Source organism: Mesorhizobium sp. CA7 (assembly GCF_020165015.1).
Classification (GTDB): Bacteria; Pseudomonadota; Alphaproteobacteria; order Rhizobiales; family Rhizobiaceae; genus Mesorhizobium.
This window is the reverse complement of the sequence record NZ_JAIUHH010000006.1, coordinates 1-22839: the sequence shown is the minus strand read 5'-3', so window position 1 is coordinate 22839 and position 22839 is coordinate 1. Positions and strand designations below refer to the sequence as shown.

The following is a 22839-nucleotide window of genomic DNA, read 5'->3' as shown; positions in this document are numbered from 1 at the left end:
GAAATCGGCGTGGTTGGCAACGCGGGCAGCGATCGATGCCGGAGCGGCAAGATCATTTCTTACGCGGCTTCGCCTTCTCCATCGCCGGCTTGCTCGGCCAATGCCAGCCTTCGCCCTCGCCATGCGCGGCCTGCGGCCGCGCCACATAGGCGAGCGCGCCATTGGCCTCGAGATAGACGCGCGACAGCATCTCGGCGAGCACGCCCGACGTCACCGCCTGCAGCCCGGCGATCACCAGGAAGAAGCCGGTGATGAGCATCGGCCGCGTGCCGATGTCCTGCCCCCAGAAAACCTTGAGAGCGAGGAGATAGGCAAGGATCAGCGAGCCGAGCACGCCGAATACGATGCCGATGCCGCCGAAGAAATGGCCGGGCCGCGTGCGGTAGCGCAGGAAGAAGAACATGAAGACGAGGTCCAGCACCACGCGGAAGGTGCGCGAGATGCCGTATTTCGACTGGCCGTGGATGCGGGCGTGATGCGTCACCACCTCCTCGGCGATGCGGCGCGGCGTCGTCACCGTCGCGAGCCAGGCCGGGATGAAGCGATGCATCTCACCATAGAGCCGCACGCTGCGGATGACGCTGCCGCGGAACACTTTCAGGCTGCAGCCATAGTCCTTGAGCTGCACCCCGGTGACGCGGGCGATCAGCCTGTTGGCGATGCGCGAGGGCAAGCGGCGCATCCAGAAACCTTCCTTGCGGTCCTTGCGCCAGCCGGCGACGAGGTCGAGATCCTCGGTCAGCAGGCGGTAGACCATGCGTGGAATGTCGAACGGGTCGTTCTGCAGATCGCCGTCGAGCGTCGCAATGACGTCGCCGCGCGCGGCGTCGAGGCCGGCCTGCATGGCGGCGGTCTGCTTGTAGTTGCGCACCAGTTCCACGCCATGCACATGCGGCCCGTATTGGGCCGCCAGCCGGCGGATCTCGGCGGGCGTGGCGTCGGTGCTGCCGTCGTCGACCAGCACCACTTCCCAGGGCTGGCTGTAATTTTCCATCGCCTGATGGATGCGGACCAGCAGCGGCTCGACATTGTCGGCTTCGTTGTACATTGGGACGACGATGGAGAGCTTGTGCTCGGGCATGACGGCGCCCTCGGGCAATCCAGAAGCCGGAATGGGAAGTACGTTCATGGCGGTCATTTCCTTGCCGGCCCCGCCGCCGGGGTTTCCGACAGCGTCGATTTCGAGGGGAACAGCCAGGCGATCGCACCGGTTGCGACCGCCGAGCACAGGATGAAGAGATGCAGCGCGAGCGCGGCCTGCAGGCCGTCCTTCATGGCAATGCCGGAATAAAGCAGTGCGGCGGCCGCGCCCGCTTCATAAGTGCCGAAGCCGGCGACACCCTGTACCGGCAGGATGGCGGCCGCCTCGGCCCCGACCGCGCCGGGAAAGGCGGTCTGGAACGAGGTGTCAAGCAGCATGGCGAGCAGCCAGCCCTGCACGCCGAGCTTCAGCGCCCAGTTGGCCATCGTCCACCACCAGCCGTAGCGCGAGCGTCCCGTCGCTTCGGTGAAGATGTCGCGCAATTTGCCGAGCGTCGAGACGATCCTGCCGCCCGCCGTCCAGTTGTGCGGCGCGCGCGCCCAGCGCGGCAGGTACCATGCGGCGGCGATCAGCGCCGCGATGCCGGCGGCCCGCAGCGCCGGATGCAGGCCCGGCCAAACCAGGCAGGCCAGCACGCCGACGACGAAAGCGTCCTGCAGCCTGAACCACAACAGCGAAGCGCTGGCGCGCACGATCGGCACGCCGAACACCTGGCGCAACAGGATCGGGAAGGCCGTCTCGCCGCCGCGGAACGGCACGACGTTGATCATAGCATTGTGGATCAGGATGACGCGAAGCACGGCGCCGAAGCGGCCGTTCACGTCGCCGCGGAACTCGTCGCAGACACGCAGCGCCCTGAGCACATAGGTGACGAACAGCGCCCCCGCGACCGCTGCAAAGGCGCCCGGCGTGATGGAGGCGAAGGCATCGCCGACCATCTTCCAGCGCTGGTCGCTGGCAAGCCATGCCAGCAGCGCCAGAGTGACGATTATCGATATCGCTCGCTTCAAACAGGTCTCCAACGGGCCGCCCGGTCGGGGCGGAAGCGTCATTCGAGGGCCTGCAAAGGGGGCGCTCTCGAATGTCGGCCCGGCCGGCGCCGGTCCGATATCGGATCCGTGCCGGCTTTTTCAAGGCGCTGTTCCTATAGAGCAATTTCAGGAAAAGTGTGAGCGGTTTTCCGTCCGGAATTGCGTCAAAACAAAGAGATAGAGCGGTTCGCCGTTTCCGTGAAACGGTGAAACGCTCTGGCGCAGCGGCGGCGGCGAATCCACAAGCTTGGTTGGAGCAGCGATTGGGGCGGCGAAAAGCGGGCGGACATCGCGTCCGCCCGATATGCCGATTAAGCCTTACTCTCCGCCCATCTCTTTCTTGAACTGATCGAAATCGACCTGCATGCCATTGAAGATGGTGCTCCAATGGCGCGTCAGCGCCGCCATGGTCACGGCCTCCTGGATCTCCTCGTCGGTGGCGCCGGCGTGCTTGGCGTTCTGGGTGTCCGACCAGATGCAGTAGCTGCAGGGGATCTGCGCCGCGACCGCCAGCGAGATCAGCGACTTCTCCTTCGGCGTCAGCGCCGTCTTGTCGCTGAGCTCGATGGCCTTGACCTCGGCCCAGGCGCCGGGCAGACCGGCCTTGGGGAATTGTTTGATGAAGCTCGGCACACCGCCCATGGTCGACTGGATGTCCTTCAGCGCCGCGTCATAGTCATCGGCGCGGGCCGGCGCGGAGGCGAGCAATGCGGCAGACACGCCCGCCGCGGCGATCAGCGAGGCGAAGCGAAGGCAGGAATGCGCGGTTGAGATGATGCGAATGACTGACATGATATTCTCCTCTGGTTTTTGTTAGCCTTACGATGTAAGGTGTGTGGAAGATGAACCTTACAGTGTAAGTTGTCAAGCGCCATGGATGCACCGAGCAGAAAAAAGCGACCCCGCGGAAAACTCTCCCGCGAGATGATCGAGGACGCCGCCTTCGAGGTGATCGAGCGGGAAGGGCTTTCCGGCTTTTCGATGCGCAAGCTCGCCGCCAGGCTCGGCTGCGAAGCGATGAGCATCTATCACCACTTCCCCTCGCAGGCGCATCTCTACGAGGCGCTGGTTGACCGCCAGATGAGCGGGCTTGTAATCCCCGACGATAGGCTGCCCTGGCGCGAGCGGGCCCGCATCGGCATGCAGGAATTCCGGCGCGTCGCCACCGAGCACCCGGCCTTTGCGCCGTTCATCGTCGTCTACCGAATGAACTCGCCGCCCTGCCTCGCCAAGCTCAACGCCATCATCGGCCTGTTCGAGGATGGCGGCTTCGGCCCCGAGCTCAGCGCCCGCCTGTTCCGCGCCGCCGGCTACTATCTGATGGGCGCGATCCTCGACGAGACGGCCGGCTATGCCAAGGGGCCTTCGGCGGTCACCACCGTCAGCGACGAGGAGCTGGCGCGCGACTATCCGAGCGTCGTGAAGGCCGGCGCCTATTTCGGCGCCGCCGGCTTCGACAAGACTTTTGAGCTTGGCCTGGAAATGTTTCTGGACGAGATGGAGCGGGTCCGCGAAGCTGCGCGAAACGAACCCGCCAAAAAATAGCAGCGATCTCGCTCAGAAACCAAGGCTCTGAATGCGCTTCCTGTGTGTCCTTCTCCTCATCGCCGGTGCCGCCATCGGCATCTTCTATCCCTGGGCGATGAGCAATTTTTCCGGCCACCCCATCGGCACGTATCGCGTCTATGAGGGCGGCCGCTTCCGGCCCGCCACCGTGCAACTTGCCGCAGGCGACGCTCCGGTAAGGGTGCTGGTCGACCTGACCGCGCGGGCCGAGCGCGTCGCGGGCCAGCAGCGCACGGTGCTGACGCTGACCGCAGCGCATGGCGGCCGTACGGTGCTGGCCTCGGCGCTCTCCTTCAACCACACGGACAATCCGCGCCAGGCCAGCCCGCAACTGCCCGACAGGATCTTTCGCGACGAGGCCGGCGTCATCGATAAGGTCGTGCCCGGTCCTTACCTCTTCACCGTCGGACCCGGCGATGCCGACGGCATCGCCATGCGCGCGGTCGATCTCATCCTGCGCGCGGACACCGGCTCGATCGACGAACGCGCGCGGCCGGCCGGCTATACGCTGATGGGCGTCGGCCTTGCCGGACTGGCGGTTTCGCTGGTCTTCGGGCGCCGCGGCGGTGGCCCGCAAAATCCCAATTCGCAGCCGCCACCGCCGCGCTGGGGCCGCAACGGTTCGCCACGAGCATGATGCCGAAAAGTGTGAAGCGGTTCTCGCTCGACATCATGCTCTCTGAAGGTAAGCGCGCATGAACTATCGCCACGCCTACCACGCCGGCAATTTCGCCGATGTCGTCAAGCATGCCGTGCTCGCGCGCCTCGTCGAATATCTCAAGCAGAAGGACAAGGCTTTTCGCGTCATCGACACCCATGCCGGGATCGGCCGCTACAATCTTGCCTCGGTCGAGGCCGGCAAGACCGGCGAATGGCAGACCGGCATCGGCCGGCTGGTAGAGTCCGCGCTCGAGCCGCAAGCGGCGGCGCTGCTTCAGCCCTATCTGGAAGCGGTACGCGCGCGAAATCCCGACGGCGGCCTCAAGTATTATCCCGGCTCGCCGCTGATCGTGCGCCATCTCCTGCGCAACCAGGACCGGCTGACGGCGATCGAGCTGCATCCCGAGGATGCCGCGCGGCTGAAATCGGTCTTCGCCGGCGATTTCCAGACAAGGGTCATCGAGCTCGACGGCTGGCTGGCGCTTGGCGCGCAACTGCCGCCGAAGGAAAAGCGCGGCCTCGTCCTCATCGATCCGCCCTTCGAGGAGGAGGGCGAGTTCTCCAGGCTCGTCGAAGGCCTGCAGAAGGCGCATCGGCGCTGGCCGGGCGGCATCTACGCGCTCTGGTACCCGATCAAGGACCGCAAGGCGGTCACCGCTTTCCGCACGGCGTTGACGGAGACCGGCATTCCGAAGCTGCTCGATATCGCCTTCGAGATCCGGCCCGCCTCGAACGAGCCCAGCCTCGACGGCAGCGGGCTGGTGGTGGTCAATCCGCCCTATACGCTGGAGAGCGAATTGAAGGTCCTGTTGCCGGCCCTCCACAAAGCGCTCGCCCTCCGGCAACCATCGCGATGGACCCTTGATTGGCTGGCGGGCGAGTAAGACGACTGTCGCTTAAGCCAGCGCCGTAGGCGTCACGCCGGTCAGCCGCCGGCTTTCGCGGATCAGATGCGCCTGGTCGGCGTAGCCGGCCTCGATGGCGAGCAGCGCGGTCGAGGCGTCGCCTTGCTGTCGTTGCAAGCGCCGGTACCGATGGAAGCGCAGGATGCGGTCGAGCGTCTTGGGGCCATAACCGAAGGCGTCCTCGAAGCGGCGTCGTAGCGTCCGTTCGCTCATATGCAGCTGGCGCTGCAGGAAGGGAACCAGCGGCGTTTCCGGCGGCAAACCTTTGTGAATGACGTCGAAGGCCCGGCCCATCTGCGGGTCGAGCGCATCGCGGCCTTCGGTGCGCATGCCGACCGTCTCTTCCAACTGCCGCAGCATGGCCGGCAGATCGCTCGCAGCCTTGATGCGATCTGATAGTCCGCGGGCACGCGTACCCCATAATTCCTGGAGATCGAGCCGCCCGCCAACGATCTCGCTGGCCGGCACGCCCAGCCAACCGGCGGCCGCGCCGGGCCGGAAACGGAAGCCGACGATCACCGCGCCGGCGGCGGGCCGCTCGATCTGCGGCTCCTTGTCCGGCCCGGCCACGCGGAAGCGGCCGTCGATCCATTGCAGGTCGATCGTCGCATCCGGCGTGATGACGATGGGCGGAACGGCGCGGTCGTCCATGCGGTGGACCCAGACCGCGCAGAAGGCAGCGGCAAGGCCGCCAGCGACGGGCCGCTCGCGAAAGAAGCCGGTGGTCTGCGCCAGGACCGGTTCCATTCTCTCTCCGATCTGCTCCAGCGGGAGTTGCCGGATCGGTGTGACGGTCATTTTGGCCGAAATCTTCAAGGCCGGCCACGTCATCCATGGCAAAACGGACGCAACTTCACCGCGCTTCACGCGCTCTCAGACCGCATCCGTTTGCGGCTGTGGTCACGAATATAGAAAGGAGTGAGAGAAATGAAAGCTCGCATCACCGTATTGACGCTCGGCGTCGACGATCTGGAAGTGTCGCTCAAATTCTATCGCGACGGCCTCGGCCTGCCGACGGAAGGCATCATCGGCCGGGAATTCGAGCATGGCGCCGTCGCTTTCTTCGAACTCGCCGGCGGCTTGAAGTTCGCCATCTTCGAACGGTCCAGCATCGCCCATGACGCGACGGTGCCGCAGAGCGGCCGCAGCCCGACCGAGCTCACCATCGGCCACAATGTCGGCAGCGAGGCCGAGGTCGATGCCGTGATGGCCGAGGCCGTCAAGGCCGGCGCACGCGTGGTCAAGCCGGCGCAAAAGACTTTCTGGGGCGGCTATGCCGGCTATTTCCAGGATCCCGACGATCATCTGTGGGAGGTCGTCTACAACCCGGCCTTCATTCCGCTGGATTGAGCAAAGCGAAGCGCGTCGCCGAGAGAGGAGGCCGTCATGCCCGTTCAATCCGTTCAAGCGCTTGGCGCTCTCCTCATCGGCGGCGTGTTCGTCTTCGCCGGCATCGAGCATTTCCTGAAATTCGGCGCGATGCGCGACTATCTGGCCGCCCAGAAATTTCCGGCCCCGGCCTTGATGCTGGCCGCCGGTTCGGCGGTCGAGATCATTGCGGGTTTCCTGCTTGCCGTTGGCATAACTCGGCCCTTTGCCGCCGGTGCGCTCGCCACCTTCACGCTGGCGACGAACGTCATGCTGCTACGCTTCTGGGCCGTGGAGGAGCCCGCGAGGCAGGTCCTGCGCAACGCATTCCTGATCAACATTGCCGTCATCGGCGGGCTGCTGCTTGCCGGCACAGTTTAGGTTGGATGGGGTTTCAGGTCAGGCCGGCTGACCTGAATCTCCATGCAACCCAATTAGCCGGTGAAGTCTGGAACGAAGTTTTACGGAAACCATTGTTTTCGCAACCGCTTGACCGCCGCCAAGTGCTCCCGCACAGTGTGCGGAACCGACCTTGAGAGGCTGTCATGACTCGCTTCGCCCATTCCGCCCTTGCCGCGCTGATTTCGCTGTGCACCCCGTTGGCCACATCGCTGGGCTTCAGCCAGGCAGCGCATGCCGCCGACCTATCCATCTACACCGAGGATGACGGCAGCGTCTGCGGCGAGGCCTGGGTGCTGAACAAGATCACCGACCGCTTCTCTTATCAGGTGCATCACGTGCCGCATCTGCCGGACGTCGCGATCACTGATTTCCGCAACATCCGCCAGCATCGTTATGAGCCGGCGAGCGATGAATGGCCGATCGGCCGCCACTATTGCCGCGCCACCGTCAACCTGACGGACGGCCGCGACCGTTCGATCTTCTACCTGATCGAGGAAGGCCAGGGCTTTGCCTCGATCGGCGACAATGTCGAATTCTGCGTCTCCGGCTTCGACCGGTGGCTGGTGTATAACGGCCGCTGCCGCGTGCTGCGATAATATTTTGCGGGCTGGTAGACATTGAGGTCGGCGCTCTACGGCGCCCCCCTCTGGCCTGCCGGCCTCTCCCCCACAAGAGGGGAGATTAGCGGCTTCGGCGTCCAGCTGCATTCTGCAGCCTTGGTGATCGGCGAAAGCCGGCGCGCCATCTGATTTCCCCCCTTGTGGGGAGATGGGGCGCTGTCCCGTCGACCTGTCGGAAGTTGGCTTCTGGTTTTCAGAGGTCGCCGCCGGAGCCATGCAAGCAGCTCCCGCTCACAGCCAGCTCCGCTGCCGCTCACTCAGGCTGCCTTGTGGCCCGATACGTAAGCCTCGATCAGCTCGACCAGTTGCTTCTGCAATTCCGGCGCGTCGAGCATGTTGCGCCGTGCCGCGTTGTGGATCACGCCCTCGATCGCCGAGGAGAGCACGCGCGCCATCGTCTCGGTATCCTTGCGGCGCTTGCGATACTGCGCGACGGCAGCCGCATAATGTTCGAGATAGCGCGCCTGGAACGAGGCATGGGCGGCGCGCGAGCCGCGGTCGCCGGGCGCCTCGTCCAGCAGCACCTGGTGCAGCGTCGGATGGATCGAGTGCGCGCCGATCATGCCGCGCACCAGCTCGCGCGCGAATTGCCTGAGCGGCTTCTCGTCGGCCGCCGCTTCGCGAATCACCGACAGCACATGATCGAAGTGGCGGCGCCGGATCGCTTCGACCAGGGCGAGCTTGTCGGGGAAATATTGATAGAGCGAGCCGATGCTGACGCCCGCGGCCTCTGCCACCTTGTTGGTGGAAAAGCCTGCCCAGCCGAGCTCGCTCAAAACGTGAGCACCGGCTTCGATGATCGCCTCGACGGTAGCGATCGAACGCGCCTGGCGCGGCTGCTTGCGCATGCGTGCGGCCGGCTTTGCAACGCGAGTAGACATGCTGGCCCGTCTCCCGAGAATATAGACAGGATACTCACATTCAATTCACCAACGCAAATGGGGCGGCAAAGATGAGTGCCAAGACCTTGCTGAAGGGCATGCTCGCCTACCAGGCCCGGGCGAACGACGAGCTGGTGGAGAAGCTTGCCGGGATGGATCCGTCTCGCGACGCCGGGGAACGCCACGCCGCGATCCGCCTGATGAACCATATCCATGTCGTGGCGCGGATTTTTGCCGCGCATCTGAAGGGAGTCGCCCATGGCTATGCGAGCGACAATACGCCGGACACGCCCGAGCCGCGCGCGTTGCGCGCCGCCTTGGCCGAGATCGACGGCTGGTATCTCGACTATCTCGAAGCCGTTTCGGAGCAAAGGCTTGCCGATCCTGTCGCTTTCACCTTCACTGACGGCGACAGGGGCTGCATGACGAGGCAGGAGATGCTGATCCATATCGTATTGCACGGCAGCTACCATCGCGGCGAAATCGGCCGCATGCTGGCCGCCATCGCGCTCTCGCCGCCCTGGGACACCTACGCCGTCCATCTGCACCAGGCCGAGCCGGCGCGCCGCCTGCGGCGCGGACGCCACCCGGCGGGCGTTTGAATGCGGCGCGTGAATATGAGCTTTAAGCTCACTTTTAAGCGCCCAAGCTTTGGTCGTCGCATCTGGCCGGTTCGTCTGTAGATGTTTCTGCTGGACAAGATGAAGTCGACGTTCGACGGCCTCTTGTCTATTATGAGCACTCTGCTCACATTGTGATGCAAGGTTATGCCGCTGGTCGATGGAGGATCGGGCGATAGAAGCCGCGCGAAAATCTGTGCGCCAGGCCGTCACTTCGAAAGTGACAGATTCGCTCACAATTTTTCCATGAGATGCATCTTAAAGCGTTTCGTGTAACCAAAATTCAATAACTGAAAATCATTGTGTTGCTTCGCTGGCTAGACAGTCGCGAGTCAGATATGCATAGACACGCCGGGTCACTCACGACCATTGGCAAAACGCAAGGGGCATCGCATGGCAAAGACGACAACCAAGGCGCCGGCGGCGAAAGCGCCGGCAAAGAAGCCGGCAGCTAAGGCTGCCGCGAAACCTGCAGCAGTGAAGAAGGCAGCCGCACCGAAGGCAGCCGCCAAGGCCCCGGCCAAGGCAGCAGCGAAGCCGGCAGCGAAGGCTGCGGCCAAGCCCGCCGCCAAGAAGCCGGCAGCGAAGGCTGCGGCCAAGCCCGCCGTCAAGGCAGCGGCAAAGCCGGCGGCCAAGCCCGCCGCCAAGAAGCCGGCAGCGAAGGCCGCGGCCAAGCCCGCCGCCAAGGCTCCGATGAAGGCCGCCGCCGCCAAGGCACCGGCAGCCGTGAAGAAGGCAGCTCCGGCCAAGAAGCCGGCCGCCAAGAAGTAATCGCGTAGCTTCGCTCGCGAACCGCAACAGGTGAGGGCGGGTGCCACTCAGGCACCCCTCTCGCCAATTCGGTGTCACGGCGAGCGGAGTCGGAGCGCACGCTCCTCCTAAAGCTCTCGGTAATTTTGCTGCCAGGCAAAACTTCCGGGAGCTTTTTTTGTTGCCGCGCCCGGGCGTCAAAAATGTATTGGCCAAGCTGGATCGGCCTTGCTGGGCCGTTGCCCTGGAGACCCATTCGGTCAACAGTGCCGCAGACAAACTGGAAAGCCGATCATGCCGAAGCTGCTTTACGCGCCCACGTCTCCTTATAGTTCGAAGGTCCGCATGGCGGCCCTCCATGCCGGGATCGCCATCGATCTCGTGCCGGTCAAGACGGAGGACAAGCCGGCCGAGCTGATCTCGGCCAATCCGCTCGGCAAGATCCCGGTGCTGGTGCTGGAGGACGGCCGGTCGGTCCATGACAGCCGCGCCATCACGCAACATCTCAATCGGCTGTCGAAGAATGCGCTGTTCCCCCGCAATCCCGACAAGCGGCTCGAAGCGGAAGTTCTCGAGGCGCTGGCCGACGGCATCTGCGACTGCGCGCTGTCGATGGTCTACGAACGGCGCACGCGTCCGGAAGCGATGGTCCACCAGCCTTGGCTCGATCGCCAGTGGGCGAAGATCACCGCCGCGCTCGACCTCATCAACGCCAACCCGCCGAAGCTGCCGAAGAAGATCACCGCCGGCCATATGGCGCTGCGCGCCTGCCTCGGCTATCTGGCGCTGCGCTTTTCCGGCCAATGGGAGAAGGGCCGCAGCCGGCTCGTGCGCTGGGCCGCGAGGTTTGATGAGAAGTTTCCGGAGCTGAAGGGCAGCGTGCCGGGGTGACGGCGGCGCCTCCTTCTCCCCTTGTGGGAGAAGGTGGATCGGCGCGCAGCGCCGAGACGAATGAGGGGTGTTGGACGGAGTGGGACTCTGGCGAACCCGGTGCCGTCCATCGCTGATGAATGCGTCAAGCTGGAGCACCCCTCATCCGTCCGAGCTTCGCTCGGCCACCTTCTCCCACAACGGGAGAAGGGGAAGACCACCTTGAATCCCATTCTCTTCCATGCTTGCCTGACACCGCCCAAGTCGGAGTGATGACATGGCAAAGCCCTCAACCAGCCTCGCGCCCGACCCTATGGTCGAGCGTCTGCGCGCGGCGCTCGGCCGGCGCGCCTTCACCGAGCAGAAAATGTTCGGCGGCACCTGCTTCATGATCGACGGCAACATGCTGATTGGCACGTCGAAGCGCGGCTTGCTAGTGCGTGTCGGCAAGGCCGCGCATGCGGCCGCAGTCGCACGGCCCCATGCAAGCCCGATGGAAATGGGCGGGCGCTCGATGGAAGGGTATGTCCATGTCGCGCCGGAAGGCACAGCCACGGAGGCGGATCTCCGTGGCTGGCTCGGCCTTGCGCTGGCATTCGTCGAAACTTTGCCGCCGAAACCCGCCAAGGTCGCAAAGAAACGCGCGTAAGCCGCTCGTCGCATCGGCCTTGCGGACCGCGATGGGTCAGTGTTGTTGAGCTGGCCTCGAGGAACGAACGGCCAGGGGAGGAAGCAATGGCACTCAATGGGCATTGCATGTGCGGTGCTGTGGCCTGGACCTATTCAGGCGAGATCACGCGCAACCTGGTCTGTCACTGTACCGATTGTCAGCGGGCGACATCCGCCCCCTTCACGGCCTTTCTGGGAATGAGGCCGGACAAGCTGAGCTGGAGTGGCGACATCAGGCACTATGAAAGCAGCCCGAATACTTTTCGCGGTTTCTGCCCGTCCTGCGGCGCGAGGCTCTACTTCCGCTCCGACCGATGGCCTGCCGAGATCCATGTCCACGCCGCCACGCTGGACGACCCGGGCGAGTACCGTGCGGATGCGCAAGTCATGATGCGCTCAAGAGCAAAATGGCTCGACCGGCTGCAGTCGATTCCAGTCCATGAGGATTTCCAGCAGGCGCCGTCGACGCCGACTCCCTGAAGTCAGGGCGATATACGGCTCGCGTGCAGTTCGTTGCCTGCTCGTACAAGGTTCTCGAAACCGGCAAGGGCAGAAGGACAGGATTACAAACACAAAAAAAGCCGGGCTCAAGGCCCGGCTTTTTCGTGTCGTGGCTTCTACGACTTAGAACTTCATACCGACGCCGAAGGTGACGCGGTTGTCCTTCGACTTGACGTTGCCGAAGCCGTCAAAGTCCTTGTCGCCGTAGTCGGTGTAGCGGTACTCGACGCGACCGAACACGTTGTCCGTGATCTTGATGTCGGTGCCGACGCCGGCCGTCCAGCCGAGCATGGCCTTGCTGTCGCTAACTCCGGGAGCTTCCACCTTCTGGTTCTTGGCAGCGAGACCGCCAGTGCCATAGAGCAGGATTTCCGGGGTCACTGCATAGCCGAGGCGGGCGCGCAGCGAACCGTCGACACCGCCCTTGGCGCGGATGCCGGCGCTATCGCCCTTGACGCCGTTATAGCCGAGATCGGCTTCAGCACCGTAGACGAAGTTATCCTGCTGCCAGTTGTAGCCGCCGAACACGCCGCCGACGAAGCCCTTGGTCTTGACATCCGGACCGCCGGAGCGGAAGTCGGCGTGCCCGCCGAAGCCGTAGCCCAGGCTGATACCGGCATAGGGGCCGGCCCAGGAAGCGACCGGAAGCTCCGCAACCGGGGCGGGAGCCGGCGGCTCTTCGGAAACGACGTCAGCCGCAAAGGCGGTGCCAGCAAAGGCGAACAGCCCGAGCGCAGCGGCAAGCGGCGCGAATTTGAGATTGGTCTTCATTGTTATACTCTCCTTAAGCCACAAGACACTTAGGCTTTTTTGTTCAAGAAACGCCCCGGCCCGTCCGGGGGGATAAACGGGCTTGGCGCTCAACGGTTCCGAATGTCGTGCTGAAATGCGGCTGAAGCGAACCTGAACTTGGGTCATTCCCCGGCGCGAATAAGGCCGAAAGTTGACGTTGCATCTTCGCAACAGCGAATGTCAGCAGGCTAATCATGTTGCGCCGCAGACCGCTTGGTTCAAGGGGTCCGGCGACATATATTGCCGGGAACGGCGCCCCGAATCCGATGGGGCGGAGGCGCGTCCGGGCCGCTTCGCCACATTCCTGCCCCAGGTGGAAATGGCATTTAACGCTTGGCCCGTCACATTGTGCCGGCTTCCCGGAATCGTGAAGCCGATTGAGGATTGACACCATGAGACAAGCCACGACCGTCGCGCTGGTGACGGGTGGAGCAAGGCGGATCGGCAAGGCGATCGTCGAGGATCTGGCCGCCAATGGCTTTGCGGTCGCCATCCACGCCAATCGCTCCGGCGACGAGGCCGAGGCGCTGGCGAAGAAGATCGTGGCCGGTGGCGGCCGCGCCGCCGTTGTCGCCGCCGATCTCACCGACATGGATGCCGTGGGTGATCTTGTCGGTCGCGCGCAGGCGGCGCTCGGACCCGTCACGCTGCTGGTCAACAACGCTTCCTTGTTCGTCGACGATCGCGTCGAGGATTTCGACTGGGAGGCCTGGGATCGCCACTTCGCCATCCATGTGAAGGCGCCGGCGCTTTTGGCGCAGACCTTTGCACGCGCGCTGCCGCAAGGCGAGGAGGGGCTGATCGTCAACATCATCGACCAGCGCGTCTGGCGGCCGACGCCGCGCTATTTCTCCTATGCGCTGTCGAAATCAGCGCTGTGGACGCAAACGCAAATGCTTGCACAGGCGCTCGGACCGCGCATCCGCGTCAACGCCATAGGCCCCGGCCCGACACTGAAGAACAAGCGCCAGGATGACGATGATTTCGGCAAACAGGTCGAGGGCCTGATCCTGAAGCGCGGCCCGCAATTGCCCGAATTCGGCGCCACGATCCGCTATCTGTGGCAGGCACGCTCGGTGACCGGCCAGATGATCGCGCTTGATGGCGGGCAGCATCTTGCGTGGCAGACGCCCGATGTGACAGGCATGGTGGAATGAGTCCCGTAGCCCAAAGAGACAAACGAAACGGCGCCGCCGACGATCTGCCGCCCGATATCGACCCCGAGATGGACGTTGAGGACGAGGCGGCGGAGCAGATCGTCGAGGCCGAGCCTTTGCCGTCCGGCCCCGAGGTCGCCTTCACGGCCATCGACTGGACGCCGCATGCCGGCGACGCAGATGGGATGGTCGGCGCAGAGGTGATCCAGACCCTGGTCAAGCGGCTGCCCAACCAGCCCGGCGTCTATCGCATGATGAACGCCGCCGGCGACGTTCTCTATGTAGGCAAGGCGCGCAGCCTGAAGAAGCGCGTCACCAATTACGCGCAGGGGCGCTTCCACACCGCCCGCATCGGCCGCATGGTGCGCGAGACGGCGACGATGGAATTCGTCGTCACCCGCACCGAGATCGAGGCCCTGCTGCTCGAGGCCAACCTCATCAAGCGGCTGCGGCCCCGTTTCAACGTGCTGATGCGGGACGACAAGTCCTTCCCCTATATCCTGCTCACCGGCGACCATGTCTCGCCCGGCATCTACAAGCATCGCGGCGCGCGCTCGCGAAAAGGCGACTATTTCGGCCCCTTCGCTTCCGCCGGCGCCGTCGGGCGCACCATCAATTCGCTGCAGCGCGCCTTCCTGCTTCGAAGCTGCACCAACTCTTTCTACGAGAACCGCACAAGGCCGTGCCTGCTCTATCAGATCAAGCGCTGCGCCGGGCCCTGCACCGGCGAGATCTCGCATCAGGGCTATGCCGAGCTGGTCGCCGAGGCCAAGGACTTTCTCTCCGGCCGCAGCCAGAAGGTGAAGACCGAAATCTCGGCCGCCATGCAGCAGGCCTCCGAAGAGCTCGATTTCGAGCGCGCCGCCATCTACCGCGACCGGCTTGCGGCGCTCTCGCATGTGCAGGCACATCAGGGCATCAACCCGCAGACGGTCGAGGAAGCCGACGTCTTCGCCATCCACCAGGAGGGCGGCCAGACCTGTATCCAGGTATTCTTCTTCCGCACCGGTCAGAACTGGGGCAACCGCGCCTATTTCCCCAAGGCCGATCCGGCGCTGGAGCCGGCGGAGGTGCTGGGCTCGTTCCTGGCGCAATTCTATGACGACAAGCTGCCGGCGCGCACGCTGCTGCTTTCCCAGGCCGCGCAGGAACAGGAACTGCTCGCCGAGGCGCTCTCCACACATGCCGGCCGCAAGATATCCATCTCTGTGCCGCAGCGCGGCGAGAAGAAGGAACTGACAGACCACGCGCTGCAGAACGCGCGCGAGGCGCTTGGCCGCAGGTTGGCCGAGACCTCGACGCAGGCGCGGCTGCTCGCCGGCTTCGCCGAGACCTTCGGCCTGGCAAAGCCGCCGGTGCGCATCGAGGTCTACGACAACTCGCACATCATGGGCACCAACGCGGTCGGCGCCATGGTCGTCGCCGGACCGGAAGGTTTCGTCAAGAACCAGTACCGGAAATTCAACATCCGCTCCACCGAGATCACGCCGGGCGACGATTTCGGCATGATGCGCGAAGTGATGCAGCGGCGCTTTTCGCGGCTGCTCAAGGAGCATGGGGACGTCCAGCCCGGCTCGGCCGTCGAGGACGAAGCCGGCGAGGAGGATCTGGTCGCCGGCAATGGCGGCTTCCCGGCCTGGCCGGATGTCATCCTGATCGACGGCGGCCAGGGCCAGATGACGGCCGTGCGCCAGATTCTTGCCGATCTCGGCGTCGAGGACAGGGTGGTGGCCATCGGTATCGCCAAGGGCCCGGACCGCGACGCCGGCCGCGAGCGCTTCTTCGTCAAGGGCAGGGACTCTTTCATGCTGCCGGTGCGCGATCCGGTGCTCTATTTCGTCCAACGCCTGCGCGACGAGGTGCACCGTTTCGCCATCGGCTCCCACCGCGCCCGCCGCAAGAAGGAGATGGTCAAAAGCCCGCTCGACGAGATCGCCGGCATCGGTCCCGGCCGCAAGCGCGCGCTGCTCCACGCCTTCGGCACCGCCAAGGCAGTCAGCCGCGCCGCGGTCGAGGACCTTGTCAAGGTCGACGGCATTTCCGAGCACGTGGCGAAGCTGGTCTACAATCACTTCCACGAGAGCTGAGGGCTGGTCGCGAGCATGGAAGGTTGACCAAGGCGTCGGTGTGGCGAGGGGTGCCATACCATGGAGCGTCCGCTTCGCTCCCGCTCCGCCCGTGGATGACGAAGTGCCTGGGCTTCGCCCAATCCCCGACGTTTCAAGTAAAGGCCGACTTCGAAGCCGCAATCCTCCGCCTCCGAAACAGAAATAGCGCAAGTCGAGAGAGGTGCTTCACGCCGACCTTCGCGCCATTTTTCCCTGGTCAATCGAATCTCGGCTGTTGACCCCCTACATTGGCTTCTGATTTGAGTACGTCTGGCGGTGGAGATTTCCCGAGACGACATGGCACAGCGCGCGTTCAACCTGCCGAACATCCTTACCTATGCCCGCATCATCGCGGTGCCGCTGGTCGTGCTGTGCTTTTTTCTTGAAGGCCACCTGAAGTCGTCCGACTTCGCCCGCTGGTCGGCGCTGGTCATTTTCCTGCTTGCCTCGATCACCGATTACTTTGACGGCTATTTCGCGCGCGCCTGGCAGCAGACCTCCAACATCGGCAAGATGCTCGACCCGATCGCCGACAAATTGCTGGTCGCCACCTGCCTGCTCCTGCTTGCCGCCGACACCGACCGCCATGGCGGCATCGCCGGCTGGTCGCTATGGGCGGCAATCATCATCCTGTGCCGCGAGATCCTGGTTTCGGGCCTGCGCGAATATCTGGCCGCCTTGAAGGTGTCGGTGCCGGTGACCCAGCTCGCCAAATGGAAGACCACCATACAGATGGTCGCCATCGCCTTCCTGCTGGTCGGCCCGGCCGGCGACAAGATCTTTCCGCTGACCACGCAGATCGGCCTCGTGCTGCTGTGGGTCGCGGCACTTGTCACGCTCTACACCGGCTACGACTATTTCCGCGCCGGCCTCAAGCACATCATGGACGAGTAGGAAGCGCGGATGTCGACGAAACTCATCTATTTCGCCTGGGTGCGCGAGCGGATCGGCAAGCCGGAAGAGGACATCGACTTGCCTGCCGGCATCGAGACGGTCGCCGATCTGCTGCGCTGGCTGAAGTCGCGCGGCGAGGAGTATGAGAACGCGCTGCAATACCCTGACGTCATCCGCGTCGCCATCAACCAGGAGCATGTCGGCCATCGCGAGAAGATCGAAGGCGCGCGCGAGATCGCCCTGTTTCCGCCGATGACCGGGGGCTGACATGGCCGGCGCGGTCGTGCCCGGCATCCGCATCCAGCGCGAGGACATCGACGTCGCCGCCGAGATCGCCGACCTGACCAAAGGCCGGACCGATATCGGCGCCGTGGTCACTTTTTCCGGCCTTTGCCGTGACGAGCAGGGCGCGCTCTCGGCGCTCGAACTCGAGCACTATCCCGGCATGGCGGAGGCCGAGATCGGCCGCATCGCCGCCGAGGCCGCCGGGCGCTGGCCGCTGCAGGGGCTCACCGTCATCCACCGCCACGGCAAGATAGCGCCGGGCGAGAATATCGTGCTGGTGGTCGCGGCCTCACCGCACCGGCAGGCGGCCTTCGAGGCGGCGAATTTCCTGATGGACTACCTGAAGTCGCGTGCGCCCTTCTGGAAGAAGGAATACCGCGCCGACGGCTCCGAGGGCGGCTGGGTTGAGGCCAAGGAAGCCGACGATCAAGCTGCGGAGCGTTGGAAGAAACAGGACGAATAATGCATGTCGCCCAGAACTGTGCAGCGGTTCTGGGGCAACGACATGCATCAGAACAAACTCCCGTTCGGTCATCGAACGACCGCAATCCTTCCCCAGCCTGCCGGGTGGTTTGATTTGCTTGGCGGGAGCAATCTCATGCTGGACCGCATCGCGGAATTCTTCATTTTCGGGCTGGTGCCATTGGTCGTCGGTGCGCTCGCCGTGCCGGAAGCGACCAACGCCGGCGAAATGACAATCGCGGGCGAGGTGACCTACCGCGAGCGCATCGCGCTGCCGCCCGACGCCGTGCTCGTGGTGGAGCTCGCCGATGTTTCGCTGGCCGACGCGCCGGCAACCGTGGTCGCTAGGCGCAGGATAGCGCCCACCGGCCAAGTGCCGATCAGGTTCGACATCGGTTTCGATCGCAAGGCGATCCAGAGCGGCCGGACCTATACGCTGCAGGCGCGCATCACTGTTGGCGAACGGCTGATGTTCGTTACCGGTGCAAGTCATCAGGTCGATCCGCTGGCGGGCAAGCCTCAGACGGTTCTGCTGAAAATGGCGCGCTGACGTCGCGCGCCGAGCCCGACCGCGCAACTTTTGTGCCTGGACACCGTTTTCTCCGGAATAAACCGGCAACGCCGGGCGTTCACCTATGCAGATGGCGGGCAGGCAAAGGGACAATGTCCCTTCACTTAAGCCGCCAGACCGAATGCGCGGGCTCGATCTGGCCACTCAAAGGAGACCAGACATGAAAAAGCGCACGCTCATCCTCGCAGCCGCGGGTGTATCGCTGATTGCCTTTGCCGGCGTTGCTCGGGCGGACGACCATCTGTTCAATGCCGAGCAGCATGGCCTCAGCCCTGACAGCCAGCCGTTCCAGACCAACAAGGCCGGCCACAGCGGCGACCTTGCGCCTGGACAGGGCAGTCCGTTCACCGGTGAGGAGACGAAGACGCCGTCTACCGATACCGAGGCAGCGAACGCCCATGCGAATGTGAAAGACCGTCAAGCCAAATGACGTCTGCCGGCCGGGGGCCGGCGGGTTTAAGAGCAATTCCAGGAAAAGTGGGCACGGTTTTCGGTCCGGAATTGCGTCGAAAACAACAGAGCATGATGTCGTCCGAAAACCGCTCCACGCTTTTCGGGATCATGCTCCGGCTGGCCTGACCGTCTCGACGGTTCTGTCCGTCATTCAGCACGTCGTAATTGACCGCGCTGTTGCAACCGCCTAGGTTCCCTCGAAATGGGGATGGGGTTCCCCGAAACCGCCCTTATGGGCTGATGACTCCTGCCAGGCGTGCTCTCGCGCGGCAGGATTTGTTTTTCCGCTCCGCTTCGTGCCTGTTCTTGTGAGGTGATTCCGGTTTGGGATCGCGTTTGGAAAGGCATTGAAGCGATGACCCTTGCGGCTTGCGCCCTGGTCCTGATCGGCGGTTTCTTCGGCGGCATTTCCCGCTTTTTCCTCTCCGGCGTGGTCGGCCGTTCCATCGGCGAGACCTTTCCCTGGGGCACGTTGTTGGTCAATGTTTCCGGCGCCCTGGCCATCGGCGCCTTCGCCGGCGCGGCACGCTCGGTCGGCGGCGTCTTCGCCAGCGATCTCGTGCGCGACCTGATCGTCGTCGGCCTGTTCGGCGGCTACACCACGGTATCGTCCTTCTGCCTGCAGACGGTCAACCTCGCGGTCGACGGTGAGGGGCGGCTCGCCGCCTTCAACGTCGTCGCTTCGTCGGTGCTGTGCGTGCTGTTCGTCGCGCTCGGCTTTTGGGCGGTGGTCTGGGTGGCTGAGTCAGCCACCTGGGTGGTTGGCTCAACCACCGGGGCTATGGGCTGAGCGATGGTGGACAGACAGATGGCAATGCGACTTTATCTGGCGGTCGGCTGCGGCGCGGCGACCGGCTCCCTGGCCCGCTTCCTGTCGGGCTATGTCATCGTCTCGCTGCTCGGCCTGAACGCGCTGTGGTCGACCGCTTTCGTCAATGTCGTCGGCTCGTGGATCATCGTGGTTTTCGCCACGCTCACCGGGCCGGACGGCCGCATGATGGTCGGTCCCGCCAGTCGCAATTTCGTCATGGCGGGCTTCTGCGGCGGCCTCACCACCTTTTCAGCGATGAGCCTCGATACCTTCACTCTGCTGTTCAAGGGCGACTTGCCGCTGGCCGCGACCTATCTCATCAGTGTGGTCGGCCTGTCGCTCGCCGCCGCGTGGCTGGGCTATCTCATGGCGTCCAGGCTCAACCGCCTGCCGGTCGACAGGCAGTCGGCCAACAGGTGATGGGCCACACAGGTGATCAGGGAGAAGAGAACATGGAACTTCCCGCGCAATGCGCGCTGCTCAGGATATTCTTCGGCGAGGACGACAGGGCGGCCGACGGCAAGCCGCTGCATGAAGCGATCGTGATCAAGGCGCGCGAGACCGGCATGGCCGGCGCCACGGTGCTGAGGGGGCCACTCGGCTTCGGCCGCTCCAGCGTGCTCCACACCGCCAAGATTCTGCGCCTGTCGCAGGATCTGCCCATCGTCGTCGAGATCGTCGACGCGCCGGAGAAGATCGAGGCGCTGATCCCCGAGATCAAGGCACTGACCAGGACGAAGAGCTGCCTGATCACCCGGGAGAAGGTGGAAGTCATCCGCTACGGCGACGGGGACTGAACTCCCCGGCTCTCCACGTCACCGCTTCGGAGACGGCGGCCGATGGCCACTTCATCGAAGACACCGGCGGAAAACAGTCTCATCGCCTCTATCGCCAGGTCCGACGCCTCGGGACTGCCTAAGACGATGCCGCGCTCCTCGCAGACCTCGTCATAGATACGCTTCAACAGGACAAGATCGTCCGGATAGGCAAGGCCACTTTCAGAAACATGAGGCTTGATCATGCCTCCCTCCTCGGTTCGGCGGAAGCGCGGCTCACAGCCGCCGACGCTCAGCGCTACTTTTGCCAATTTCGCTGAACCTAGGGCAGGCGGCGGATGTGACCACCCGTTTCAAACAAAAACGGCCCGCTGGAGCGGGCCGTTCCGTGAAACTCGAGCTTGCGCCTCAGCCGACGATCTCAGTGTCCGAGAACCAATACTTGATCTCCTGCGCGGCGGTTTCGGGCGCGTCCGAGCCATGCACCGAATTCTCGCCGATCGACAGTGCATGGACCTTGCGGATGGTGCCCTCGGCGGCGTTCGCCGGATTGGTGGCGCCCATCACTTCGCGGTTCTTGGCGATGGCGTTCTCGCCCTCCAGCACCTGCACGATGGTCGGCGCCGACGACATGAATTCCACCAGCTCGCCGAAGAACGGGCGATCCTTGTGGACGGCGTAGAACCCTTCCGCCTCGCGGCGGCTCATCCATACGCGGCGCGATGCGATGACGCGCAGGCCGGCGTCTTCCAGCATTTTGGTGATGGCGCCCGTCAGGTTGCGCCTGGTCGCGTCCGGCTTGATCATGGAGAAGGTGCGTTCGATCGCCATAGGGTCGTCCTTATTGTGGGAATGGAAATTGGAGTGGCGGGCTCTATACAAGCCGCCCGGCGGCTTGCCAAGGGGAGGCGGCTTCTGGTCAAGGCGAGCGCTTTGCGGGATAATTGGACGGCTGCGAACGCGCTGGACGCAGCTTGGAGCCGAGGCGATGAACTGGCCCTACCTCAGTCGCGGCGACATGGCGGGCATTGTCTTAGTGGCCGTGGTTCTTGCCTTGGCTGTCTTCGCCCTGCTGTTCTTCCCGCAGCGCGCGGAGCAGAATTTCGGCTTCGGCCCGGAATGGCAGTGCGTGCGCATGGGACAGGGCGATCCGATCTGCGTGAGGCTGGCCGACGGCAATGCGCCGAACGGGGACGCGCGCGACAAGGACACGTTAAAGTAGACGCGAATGGCACTGCACAGGGATTTTGACCGGTCGGCTTCAGTCGGCTCTGATCTAAAGCTCGACCTCAATGGTCAGCGTCGGCGAATCCCCTGCCTTGAGACCTTCGCGCTGGCGCACCGAGGCCTTGACCGGCAACAGAAGGCTGCCGGACGCCTTGTCGGGAAAGAGTGATGTTTGCCACCTGGTCTTGCCGATCGCCGCCGTGATGCCGAGCGAGCCCCAAGGGCGCGCCAGCCCCGTCATCGCCGCCTTGATCCGTGCCGCGAACTCCACCGGTAGTGTCACGAAATGCCAGCCGCCCTTGCCGGGGTAGACCCAAATCTCGGCCCGCATCTCATAGCGCAACATGCCAGCCCCCAACACTCGCGGTCTTCACGCCGCCGCCGCCACCTGCCGGCCGATCCCGCCATGCAGGTCGAGACAGCGCTCGAACCAGCGGGCGATGCTGTCGCCGTCGTCGAGCAACCGGAAAGGCGAGGCGATGCGGCCCCATTGCAGCGCCCCGAACACGATGTAATCGGCAAACAGCGGCGCCCCGCCGCCGATGAAAGGCTGGTAGGCGAGGGTCGAGCGCAGCGGCTCCAGCGCGGCGCGGAAGGCCGGGAGCCCAGCATTGCGGTTGGCCACGACGTCTTCCAGGCGCTTGCCATAGCGCTGCTCGCGATTCTCGCGGAAATAGGCAGCGTTCGGTTCGTCCTGCATCGCATGCAGATCGGTCAGCGCCACCGTCGCGATGTAGGGGTGTATGGTGAGCTGCGACCAGCGCTCGATGAAGCGTGCCATCGCCTTGCCGCCTTCGCCGGAAAACAGCGTCGGCCGTTCCGGATAGGCTTCGTCGAGATAGAGCGCGATGGCGAAGGAATCGGCGACAACCCGCTCGCCGTCGCGGATCACCGGCACCGTCTTCGACACGCCGCCTTCGACTTTCGGCACCTCCAGGAAGCGCGTCGGCACGTCGGTGGCGGCAAGTCCCTTATGCGCCAGTGCCATCTTGGTCTTCCAGCAATGTGGGCTGAACGGGCGGGCGACGTCATGGCCGACGAGGTCATAGAGCAGAATGGTCATTGGCGGGTCCGTTGCTGCGGGTTACGAAGGGCCCGGATTCGGGTCAAGCCGGGTGGGAAGAATGAAGCAGCATTTCATGATGTTTGCGGCCTACAATCAATGGGCCAATGGCCGTCTCTACGATGCCGCCGCCGATCTTGCCGAAGACGAGCTCGGTCGCGACGTCGGCGCCGTCTTCGGCTCGATGCTCGGCACGCTCAACCATCTGCTCGCCGTCGACCGCGTCTGGATGAAGCGTTTCACTGGCGAGGGCGACGCGCCTTCGAACACCGCCGCCATGCTCTACCACGCCTTGCCGGCCCTGAGGCTGGCGCGCGAGGCCGAGGACAGGAGGATCGTCGACTGGGTGGGCGGG

The 22839-nt window shown here is 64.2% G+C and carries 33 protein-coding genes and 1 riboswitch; of the genes, 23 read left to right on the top strand and 10 right to left on the bottom strand.

Going from position 1 to position 22839, the window contains the following annotated elements; genetic code table 11:
- Positions 1 to 52: 52 nt before the first annotated feature.
- From LB552_RS14040 to LB552_RS14030, 3 genes are all read right to left on the bottom strand, one after another.
- Entirely contained in the window at positions 53 to 1129 is a 1077-nt protein-coding gene (locus LB552_RS14040) for a glycosyltransferase family 2 protein (protein ID WP_224607060.1), read from the bottom strand.
- Positions 1130 to 1134: 5 nt separating this feature from the next.
- On the bottom strand, positions 1135 to 2052 hold the full coding sequence (locus LB552_RS14035; RefSeq protein ID WP_224607057.1) for a lysylphosphatidylglycerol synthase domain-containing protein: 918 nt from the start codon (positions 2050 to 2052) through the stop codon (positions 1135 to 1137).
- A 339-nt stretch (positions 2053 to 2391) separates the two neighbouring features.
- Entirely contained in the window at positions 2392 to 2865 is a 474-nt protein-coding gene (locus tag LB552_RS14030) for a carboxymuconolactone decarboxylase family protein (protein WP_224524957.1), read from the bottom strand.
- Positions 2866 to 2997: 132 nt separating this feature from the next.
- Between LB552_RS14030 and LB552_RS14025 the strand changes: the two genes are divergently transcribed.
- Genes LB552_RS14025 through LB552_RS14015 form a run of 3 tightly spaced genes read left to right on the top strand, consistent with a single transcriptional unit; the run spans position 2998 to position 5183 of the window.
- Positions 2998 to 3618 (top strand): TetR/AcrR family transcriptional regulator, encoded by a 621-nt coding sequence (locus LB552_RS14025; protein ID WP_224605650.1) that lies wholly within the window; start codon positions 2998 to 3000, stop codon positions 3616 to 3618.
- A 31-nt stretch (positions 3619 to 3649) separates the two neighbouring features.
- Complete coding sequence (locus tag LB552_RS14020; protein ID WP_224607054.1) at positions 3650 to 4276, top strand: hypothetical protein; 627 nt, start codon at positions 3650 to 3652, stop codon at positions 4274 to 4276.
- A 58-nt stretch (positions 4277 to 4334) separates the two neighbouring features.
- The gene (locus LB552_RS14015; protein ID WP_224607052.1) at positions 4335 to 5183 is read left to right on the top strand and encodes a 23S rRNA (adenine(2030)-N(6))-methyltransferase RlmJ; all 849 of its coding nucleotides are present in this window, start codon (positions 4335 to 4337) and stop codon (positions 5181 to 5183) included.
- 12 nt (positions 5184 to 5195) lie between these two features.
- Here the strand turns inward: LB552_RS14015 and LB552_RS14010 are convergent, their stop codons facing one another.
- Positions 5196 to 5951: an AraC family transcriptional regulator gene (locus LB552_RS14010; protein WP_224607047.1), complete on the bottom strand. Its 756-nt coding sequence runs from the start codon at positions 5949 to 5951 to the stop codon at positions 5196 to 5198.
- A 180-nt stretch (positions 5952 to 6131) separates the two neighbouring features.
- Here LB552_RS14010 and LB552_RS14005 point away from each other — a divergent pair, with 180 nt between their 5' ends.
- The 3 genes from LB552_RS14005 to LB552_RS13995 all read left to right on the top strand — a co-directional run bounded on the left by LB552_RS14005 (position 6132) and on the right by LB552_RS13995 (position 7570).
- The gene (locus tag LB552_RS14005; protein WP_140842309.1) at positions 6132 to 6554 is read left to right on the top strand and encodes a VOC family protein; all 423 of its coding nucleotides are present in this window, start codon (positions 6132 to 6134) and stop codon (positions 6552 to 6554) included.
- Between the two features lie 36 nt (positions 6555 to 6590).
- On the top strand, positions 6591 to 6953 hold the full coding sequence (locus tag LB552_RS14000; protein ID WP_224607044.1) for a DoxX family protein: 363 nt from the start codon (positions 6591 to 6593) through the stop codon (positions 6951 to 6953).
- A 164-nt stretch (positions 6954 to 7117) separates the two neighbouring features.
- Positions 7118 to 7570 carry a hypothetical protein gene (locus LB552_RS13995; RefSeq protein WP_095767037.1) on the top strand — a complete coding sequence of 151 codons (453 nt, stop codon included), beginning with the start codon at positions 7118 to 7120 and terminating at the stop codon, positions 7568 to 7570.
- Positions 7571 to 7851: 281 nt separating this feature from the next.
- Here the strand turns inward: LB552_RS13995 and LB552_RS13990 are convergent, their stop codons facing one another.
- On the bottom strand, positions 7852 to 8442 hold the full coding sequence (locus LB552_RS13990) for a TetR/AcrR family transcriptional regulator (RefSeq protein ID WP_095767038.1): 591 nt from the start codon (positions 8440 to 8442) through the stop codon (positions 7852 to 7854).
- A 104-nt stretch (positions 8443 to 8546) separates the two neighbouring features.
- Between LB552_RS13990 and LB552_RS13985 the strand changes: the two genes are divergently transcribed.
- From LB552_RS13985 to LB552_RS13965, 5 genes are all read left to right on the top strand, one after another.
- Positions 8547 to 9077 (top strand): DinB family protein, encoded by a 531-nt coding sequence (locus LB552_RS13985; protein ID WP_140842305.1) that lies wholly within the window; start codon positions 8547 to 8549, stop codon positions 9075 to 9077.
- 411 nt (positions 9078 to 9488) lie between these two features.
- Complete coding sequence (locus LB552_RS13980; RefSeq protein WP_181174787.1) at positions 9489 to 9866, top strand: hypothetical protein; 378 nt, start codon at positions 9489 to 9491, stop codon at positions 9864 to 9866.
- Between the two features lie 273 nt (positions 9867 to 10139).
- The gene (locus LB552_RS13975; RefSeq protein WP_224607041.1) at positions 10140 to 10736 is read left to right on the top strand and encodes a glutathione S-transferase; all 597 of its coding nucleotides are present in this window, start codon (positions 10140 to 10142) and stop codon (positions 10734 to 10736) included.
- A 256-nt stretch (positions 10737 to 10992) separates the two neighbouring features.
- The gene (locus LB552_RS13970) at positions 10993 to 11364 is read left to right on the top strand and encodes a TfoX/Sxy family protein (RefSeq protein ID WP_224607039.1); all 372 of its coding nucleotides are present in this window, start codon (positions 10993 to 10995) and stop codon (positions 11362 to 11364) included.
- An 86-nt stretch (positions 11365 to 11450) separates the two neighbouring features.
- Positions 11451 to 11864, top strand: coding sequence for a GFA family protein (locus LB552_RS13965; protein WP_095767042.1), 414 nt, complete (start codon positions 11451 to 11453; stop codon positions 11862 to 11864).
- 144 nt (positions 11865 to 12008) lie between these two features.
- On the opposite strand, the gene LB552_RS13960 is transcribed toward LB552_RS13965, so the two are convergent.
- Positions 12009 to 12656: an outer membrane protein gene (locus LB552_RS13960; RefSeq protein WP_224524939.1), complete on the bottom strand. Its 648-nt coding sequence runs from the start codon at positions 12654 to 12656 to the stop codon at positions 12009 to 12011.
- 413 nt (positions 12657 to 13069) lie between these two features.
- On the opposite strand from LB552_RS13960, the gene LB552_RS13955 reads away from it, so the two are divergent.
- From LB552_RS13955 to LB552_RS13910, 10 genes are all read left to right on the top strand, one after another.
- The gene (locus LB552_RS13955; protein WP_224607036.1) at positions 13070 to 13834 is read left to right on the top strand and encodes an SDR family oxidoreductase; all 765 of its coding nucleotides are present in this window, start codon (positions 13070 to 13072) and stop codon (positions 13832 to 13834) included.
- On the top strand, positions 13831 to 15921 hold the full coding sequence (gene uvrC / locus LB552_RS13950; RefSeq protein ID WP_224607034.1) for an excinuclease ABC subunit UvrC: 2091 nt from the start codon (positions 13831 to 13833) through the stop codon (positions 15919 to 15921). The genes LB552_RS13955 and uvrC overlap by 4 nt, the downstream gene beginning before the upstream one ends.
- 318 nt (positions 15922 to 16239) lie before the next feature.
- On the top strand, positions 16240 to 16836 hold the full coding sequence (gene pgsA / locus LB552_RS13945; RefSeq protein ID WP_095767046.1) for a CDP-diacylglycerol--glycerol-3-phosphate 3-phosphatidyltransferase: 597 nt from the start codon (positions 16240 to 16242) through the stop codon (positions 16834 to 16836).
- A gap of 9 nt (positions 16837 to 16845) precedes the next feature.
- Positions 16846 to 17103, top strand: coding sequence for a molybdopterin converting factor subunit 1 (gene moaD, locus LB552_RS13940; protein WP_224607031.1), 258 nt, complete (start codon positions 16846 to 16848; stop codon positions 17101 to 17103).
- A 1-nt stretch (position 17104) separates the two neighbouring features.
- On the top strand, positions 17105 to 17584 hold the full coding sequence (locus LB552_RS13935) for a molybdenum cofactor biosynthesis protein MoaE (protein ID WP_224607014.1): 480 nt from the start codon (positions 17105 to 17107) through the stop codon (positions 17582 to 17584).
- 135 nt (positions 17585 to 17719) lie between these two features.
- A complete protein-coding gene (locus LB552_RS13930; protein WP_224607011.1) occupies positions 17720 to 18133 on the top strand; it encodes a YbaY family lipoprotein in 414 nt (137 codons plus the stop codon).
- 181 nt (positions 18134 to 18314) lie between these two features.
- Entirely contained in the window at positions 18315 to 18584 is a 270-nt protein-coding gene (locus LB552_RS13925; RefSeq protein WP_095767050.1) for a hypothetical protein, read from the top strand.
- Positions 18585 to 18802: 218 nt separating this feature from the next.
- Positions 18803 to 18864: riboswitch (Fluoride riboswitch) on the top strand.
- Between the two features lie 98 nt (positions 18865 to 18962).
- A complete protein-coding gene (crcB, locus tag LB552_RS13920) occupies positions 18963 to 19397 on the top strand; it encodes a fluoride efflux transporter CrcB (protein ID WP_224606993.1) in 435 nt (144 codons plus the stop codon).
- A gap of 18 nt (positions 19398 to 19415) precedes the next feature.
- Positions 19416 to 19838 (top strand): fluoride efflux transporter CrcB, encoded by a 423-nt coding sequence (crcB, locus tag LB552_RS13915; protein WP_411966018.1) that lies wholly within the window; start codon positions 19416 to 19418, stop codon positions 19836 to 19838.
- 32 nt (positions 19839 to 19870) lie between these two features.
- Positions 19871 to 20215: a DUF190 domain-containing protein gene (locus tag LB552_RS13910; protein ID WP_224606988.1), complete on the top strand. Its 345-nt coding sequence runs from the start codon at positions 19871 to 19873 to the stop codon at positions 20213 to 20215.
- Here LB552_RS13910 and LB552_RS13905 read toward each other — a convergent pair.
- Together LB552_RS13905 and ndk are read right to left on the bottom strand one after the other, a co-directional pair.
- Entirely contained in the window at positions 20197 to 20439 is a 243-nt protein-coding gene (locus LB552_RS13905; protein ID WP_224606985.1) for a hypothetical protein, read from the bottom strand. The genes LB552_RS13910 and LB552_RS13905 overlap by 19 nt on opposite strands.
- A gap of 163 nt (positions 20440 to 20602) precedes the next feature.
- Positions 20603 to 21025, bottom strand: coding sequence for a nucleoside-diphosphate kinase (gene ndk / locus LB552_RS13900; RefSeq protein WP_027165590.1), 423 nt, complete (start codon positions 21023 to 21025; stop codon positions 20603 to 20605).
- Between the two features lie 157 nt (positions 21026 to 21182).
- Here ndk and LB552_RS13895 point away from each other — a divergent pair, with 157 nt between their 5' ends.
- Complete coding sequence (locus tag LB552_RS13895) at positions 21183 to 21416, top strand: hypothetical protein (RefSeq protein WP_224606982.1); 234 nt, start codon at positions 21183 to 21185, stop codon at positions 21414 to 21416.
- 54 nt (positions 21417 to 21470) lie between these two features.
- Here LB552_RS13895 and LB552_RS13890 read toward each other — a convergent pair whose 3' ends face one another.
- Both LB552_RS13890 and LB552_RS13885 read right to left on the bottom strand, forming a co-directional pair.
- On the bottom strand, positions 21471 to 21767 hold the full coding sequence (locus LB552_RS13890) for a DUF1905 domain-containing protein (RefSeq protein ID WP_224606979.1): 297 nt from the start codon (positions 21765 to 21767) through the stop codon (positions 21471 to 21473).
- Between the two features lie 24 nt (positions 21768 to 21791).
- Positions 21792 to 22484, bottom strand: a complete 693-nt coding sequence (locus tag LB552_RS13885; RefSeq protein ID WP_224606962.1) for a glutathione S-transferase family protein — start codon at positions 22482 to 22484, stop codon at positions 21792 to 21794.
- A gap of 61 nt (positions 22485 to 22545) precedes the next feature.
- Here LB552_RS13885 and LB552_RS13880 point away from each other — a divergent pair.
- On the top strand, positions 22546 to 22839 hold a 294-nt coding region (locus LB552_RS13880; protein WP_224606959.1), incomplete at its 3' end, for a DinB family protein.

What these genes read in the sequence shown, in the direction of transcription:
- LB552_RS14040 (WP_224607060.1), bottom strand. Translation starts at nt 1,129, where the DNA reads ATGAACGTACTTCCCATTCCGGCTTCTGGATTGCCCGAGGGCGCCGTC.
- LB552_RS14030 (WP_224524957.1), bottom strand. Translation starts at nt 2,865, where the DNA reads ATGTCAGTCATTCGCATCATCTCAACCGCGCATTCCTGCCTTCGCTTC.
- LB552_RS14025 (WP_224605650.1), top strand. Translation starts at nt 2,998, where the DNA reads ATGATCGAGGACGCCGCCTTCGAGGTGATCGAGCGGGAAGGGCTTTCC.
- LB552_RS14020 (WP_224607054.1), top strand. Translation starts at nt 3,650, where the DNA reads ATGCGCTTCCTGTGTGTCCTTCTCCTCATCGCCGGTGCCGCCATCGGC.
- LB552_RS14015 (WP_224607052.1), top strand. Translation starts at nt 4,335, where the DNA reads ATGAACTATCGCCACGCCTACCACGCCGGCAATTTCGCCGATGTCGTC.
- LB552_RS14010 (WP_224607047.1), bottom strand. Translation starts at nt 5,951, where the DNA reads ATGGAACCGGTCCTGGCGCAGACCACCGGCTTCTTTCGCGAGCGGCCC.
- LB552_RS14005 (WP_140842309.1), top strand. Translation starts at nt 6,132, where the DNA reads ATGAAAGCTCGCATCACCGTATTGACGCTCGGCGTCGACGATCTGGAA.
- LB552_RS14000 (WP_224607044.1), top strand. Translation starts at nt 6,591, where the DNA reads ATGCCCGTTCAATCCGTTCAAGCGCTTGGCGCTCTCCTCATCGGCGGC.
- LB552_RS13995 (WP_095767037.1), top strand. Translation starts at nt 7,118, where the DNA reads ATGACTCGCTTCGCCCATTCCGCCCTTGCCGCGCTGATTTCGCTGTGC.
- LB552_RS13990 (WP_095767038.1), bottom strand. Translation starts at nt 8,442, where the DNA reads ATGCGCAAGCAGCCGCGCCAGGCGCGTTCGATCGCTACCGTCGAGGCG.
- LB552_RS13985 (WP_140842305.1), top strand. Translation starts at nt 8,547, where the DNA reads ATGAGTGCCAAGACCTTGCTGAAGGGCATGCTCGCCTACCAGGCCCGG.
- LB552_RS13980 (WP_181174787.1), top strand. Translation starts at nt 9,489, where the DNA reads ATGGCAAAGACGACAACCAAGGCGCCGGCGGCGAAAGCGCCGGCAAAG.
- LB552_RS13975 (WP_224607041.1), top strand. Translation starts at nt 10,140, where the DNA reads ATGCCGAAGCTGCTTTACGCGCCCACGTCTCCTTATAGTTCGAAGGTC.
- LB552_RS13970 (WP_224607039.1), top strand. Translation starts at nt 10,993, where the DNA reads ATGGCAAAGCCCTCAACCAGCCTCGCGCCCGACCCTATGGTCGAGCGT.
- LB552_RS13965 (WP_095767042.1), top strand. Translation starts at nt 11,451, where the DNA reads ATGGCACTCAATGGGCATTGCATGTGCGGTGCTGTGGCCTGGACCTAT.
- LB552_RS13960 (WP_224524939.1), bottom strand. Translation starts at nt 12,656, where the DNA reads ATGAAGACCAATCTCAAATTCGCGCCGCTTGCCGCTGCGCTCGGGCTG.
- LB552_RS13955 (WP_224607036.1), top strand. Translation starts at nt 13,070, where the DNA reads ATGAGACAAGCCACGACCGTCGCGCTGGTGACGGGTGGAGCAAGGCGG.
- uvrC (WP_224607034.1), top strand. Translation starts at nt 13,831, where the DNA reads ATGAGTCCCGTAGCCCAAAGAGACAAACGAAACGGCGCCGCCGACGAT.
- pgsA (WP_095767046.1), top strand. Translation starts at nt 16,240, where the DNA reads ATGGCACAGCGCGCGTTCAACCTGCCGAACATCCTTACCTATGCCCGC.
- moaD (WP_224607031.1), top strand. Translation starts at nt 16,846, where the DNA reads ATGTCGACGAAACTCATCTATTTCGCCTGGGTGCGCGAGCGGATCGGC.
- LB552_RS13935 (WP_224607014.1), top strand. Translation starts at nt 17,105, where the DNA reads ATGGCCGGCGCGGTCGTGCCCGGCATCCGCATCCAGCGCGAGGACATC.
- LB552_RS13930 (WP_224607011.1), top strand. Translation starts at nt 17,720, where the DNA reads ATGCTGGACCGCATCGCGGAATTCTTCATTTTCGGGCTGGTGCCATTG.
- LB552_RS13925 (WP_095767050.1), top strand. Translation starts at nt 18,315, where the DNA reads ATGAAAAAGCGCACGCTCATCCTCGCAGCCGCGGGTGTATCGCTGATT.
- crcB (WP_224606993.1), top strand. Translation starts at nt 18,963, where the DNA reads ATGACCCTTGCGGCTTGCGCCCTGGTCCTGATCGGCGGTTTCTTCGGC.
- crcB (WP_411966018.1), top strand. Translation starts at nt 19,416, where the DNA reads ATGGCAATGCGACTTTATCTGGCGGTCGGCTGCGGCGCGGCGACCGGC.
- LB552_RS13910 (WP_224606988.1), top strand. Translation starts at nt 19,871, where the DNA reads ATGGAACTTCCCGCGCAATGCGCGCTGCTCAGGATATTCTTCGGCGAG.
- LB552_RS13905 (WP_224606985.1), bottom strand. Translation starts at nt 20,439, where the DNA reads ATGATCAAGCCTCATGTTTCTGAAAGTGGCCTTGCCTATCCGGACGAT.
- ndk (WP_027165590.1), bottom strand. Translation starts at nt 21,025, where the DNA reads ATGGCGATCGAACGCACCTTCTCCATGATCAAGCCGGACGCGACCAGG.
- LB552_RS13895 (WP_224606982.1), top strand. Translation starts at nt 21,183, where the DNA reads ATGAACTGGCCCTACCTCAGTCGCGGCGACATGGCGGGCATTGTCTTA.
- LB552_RS13890 (WP_224606979.1), bottom strand. Translation starts at nt 21,767, where the DNA reads ATGTTGCGCTATGAGATGCGGGCCGAGATTTGGGTCTACCCCGGCAAG.
- LB552_RS13885 (WP_224606962.1), bottom strand. Translation starts at nt 22,484, where the DNA reads ATGACCATTCTGCTCTATGACCTCGTCGGCCATGACGTCGCCCGCCCG.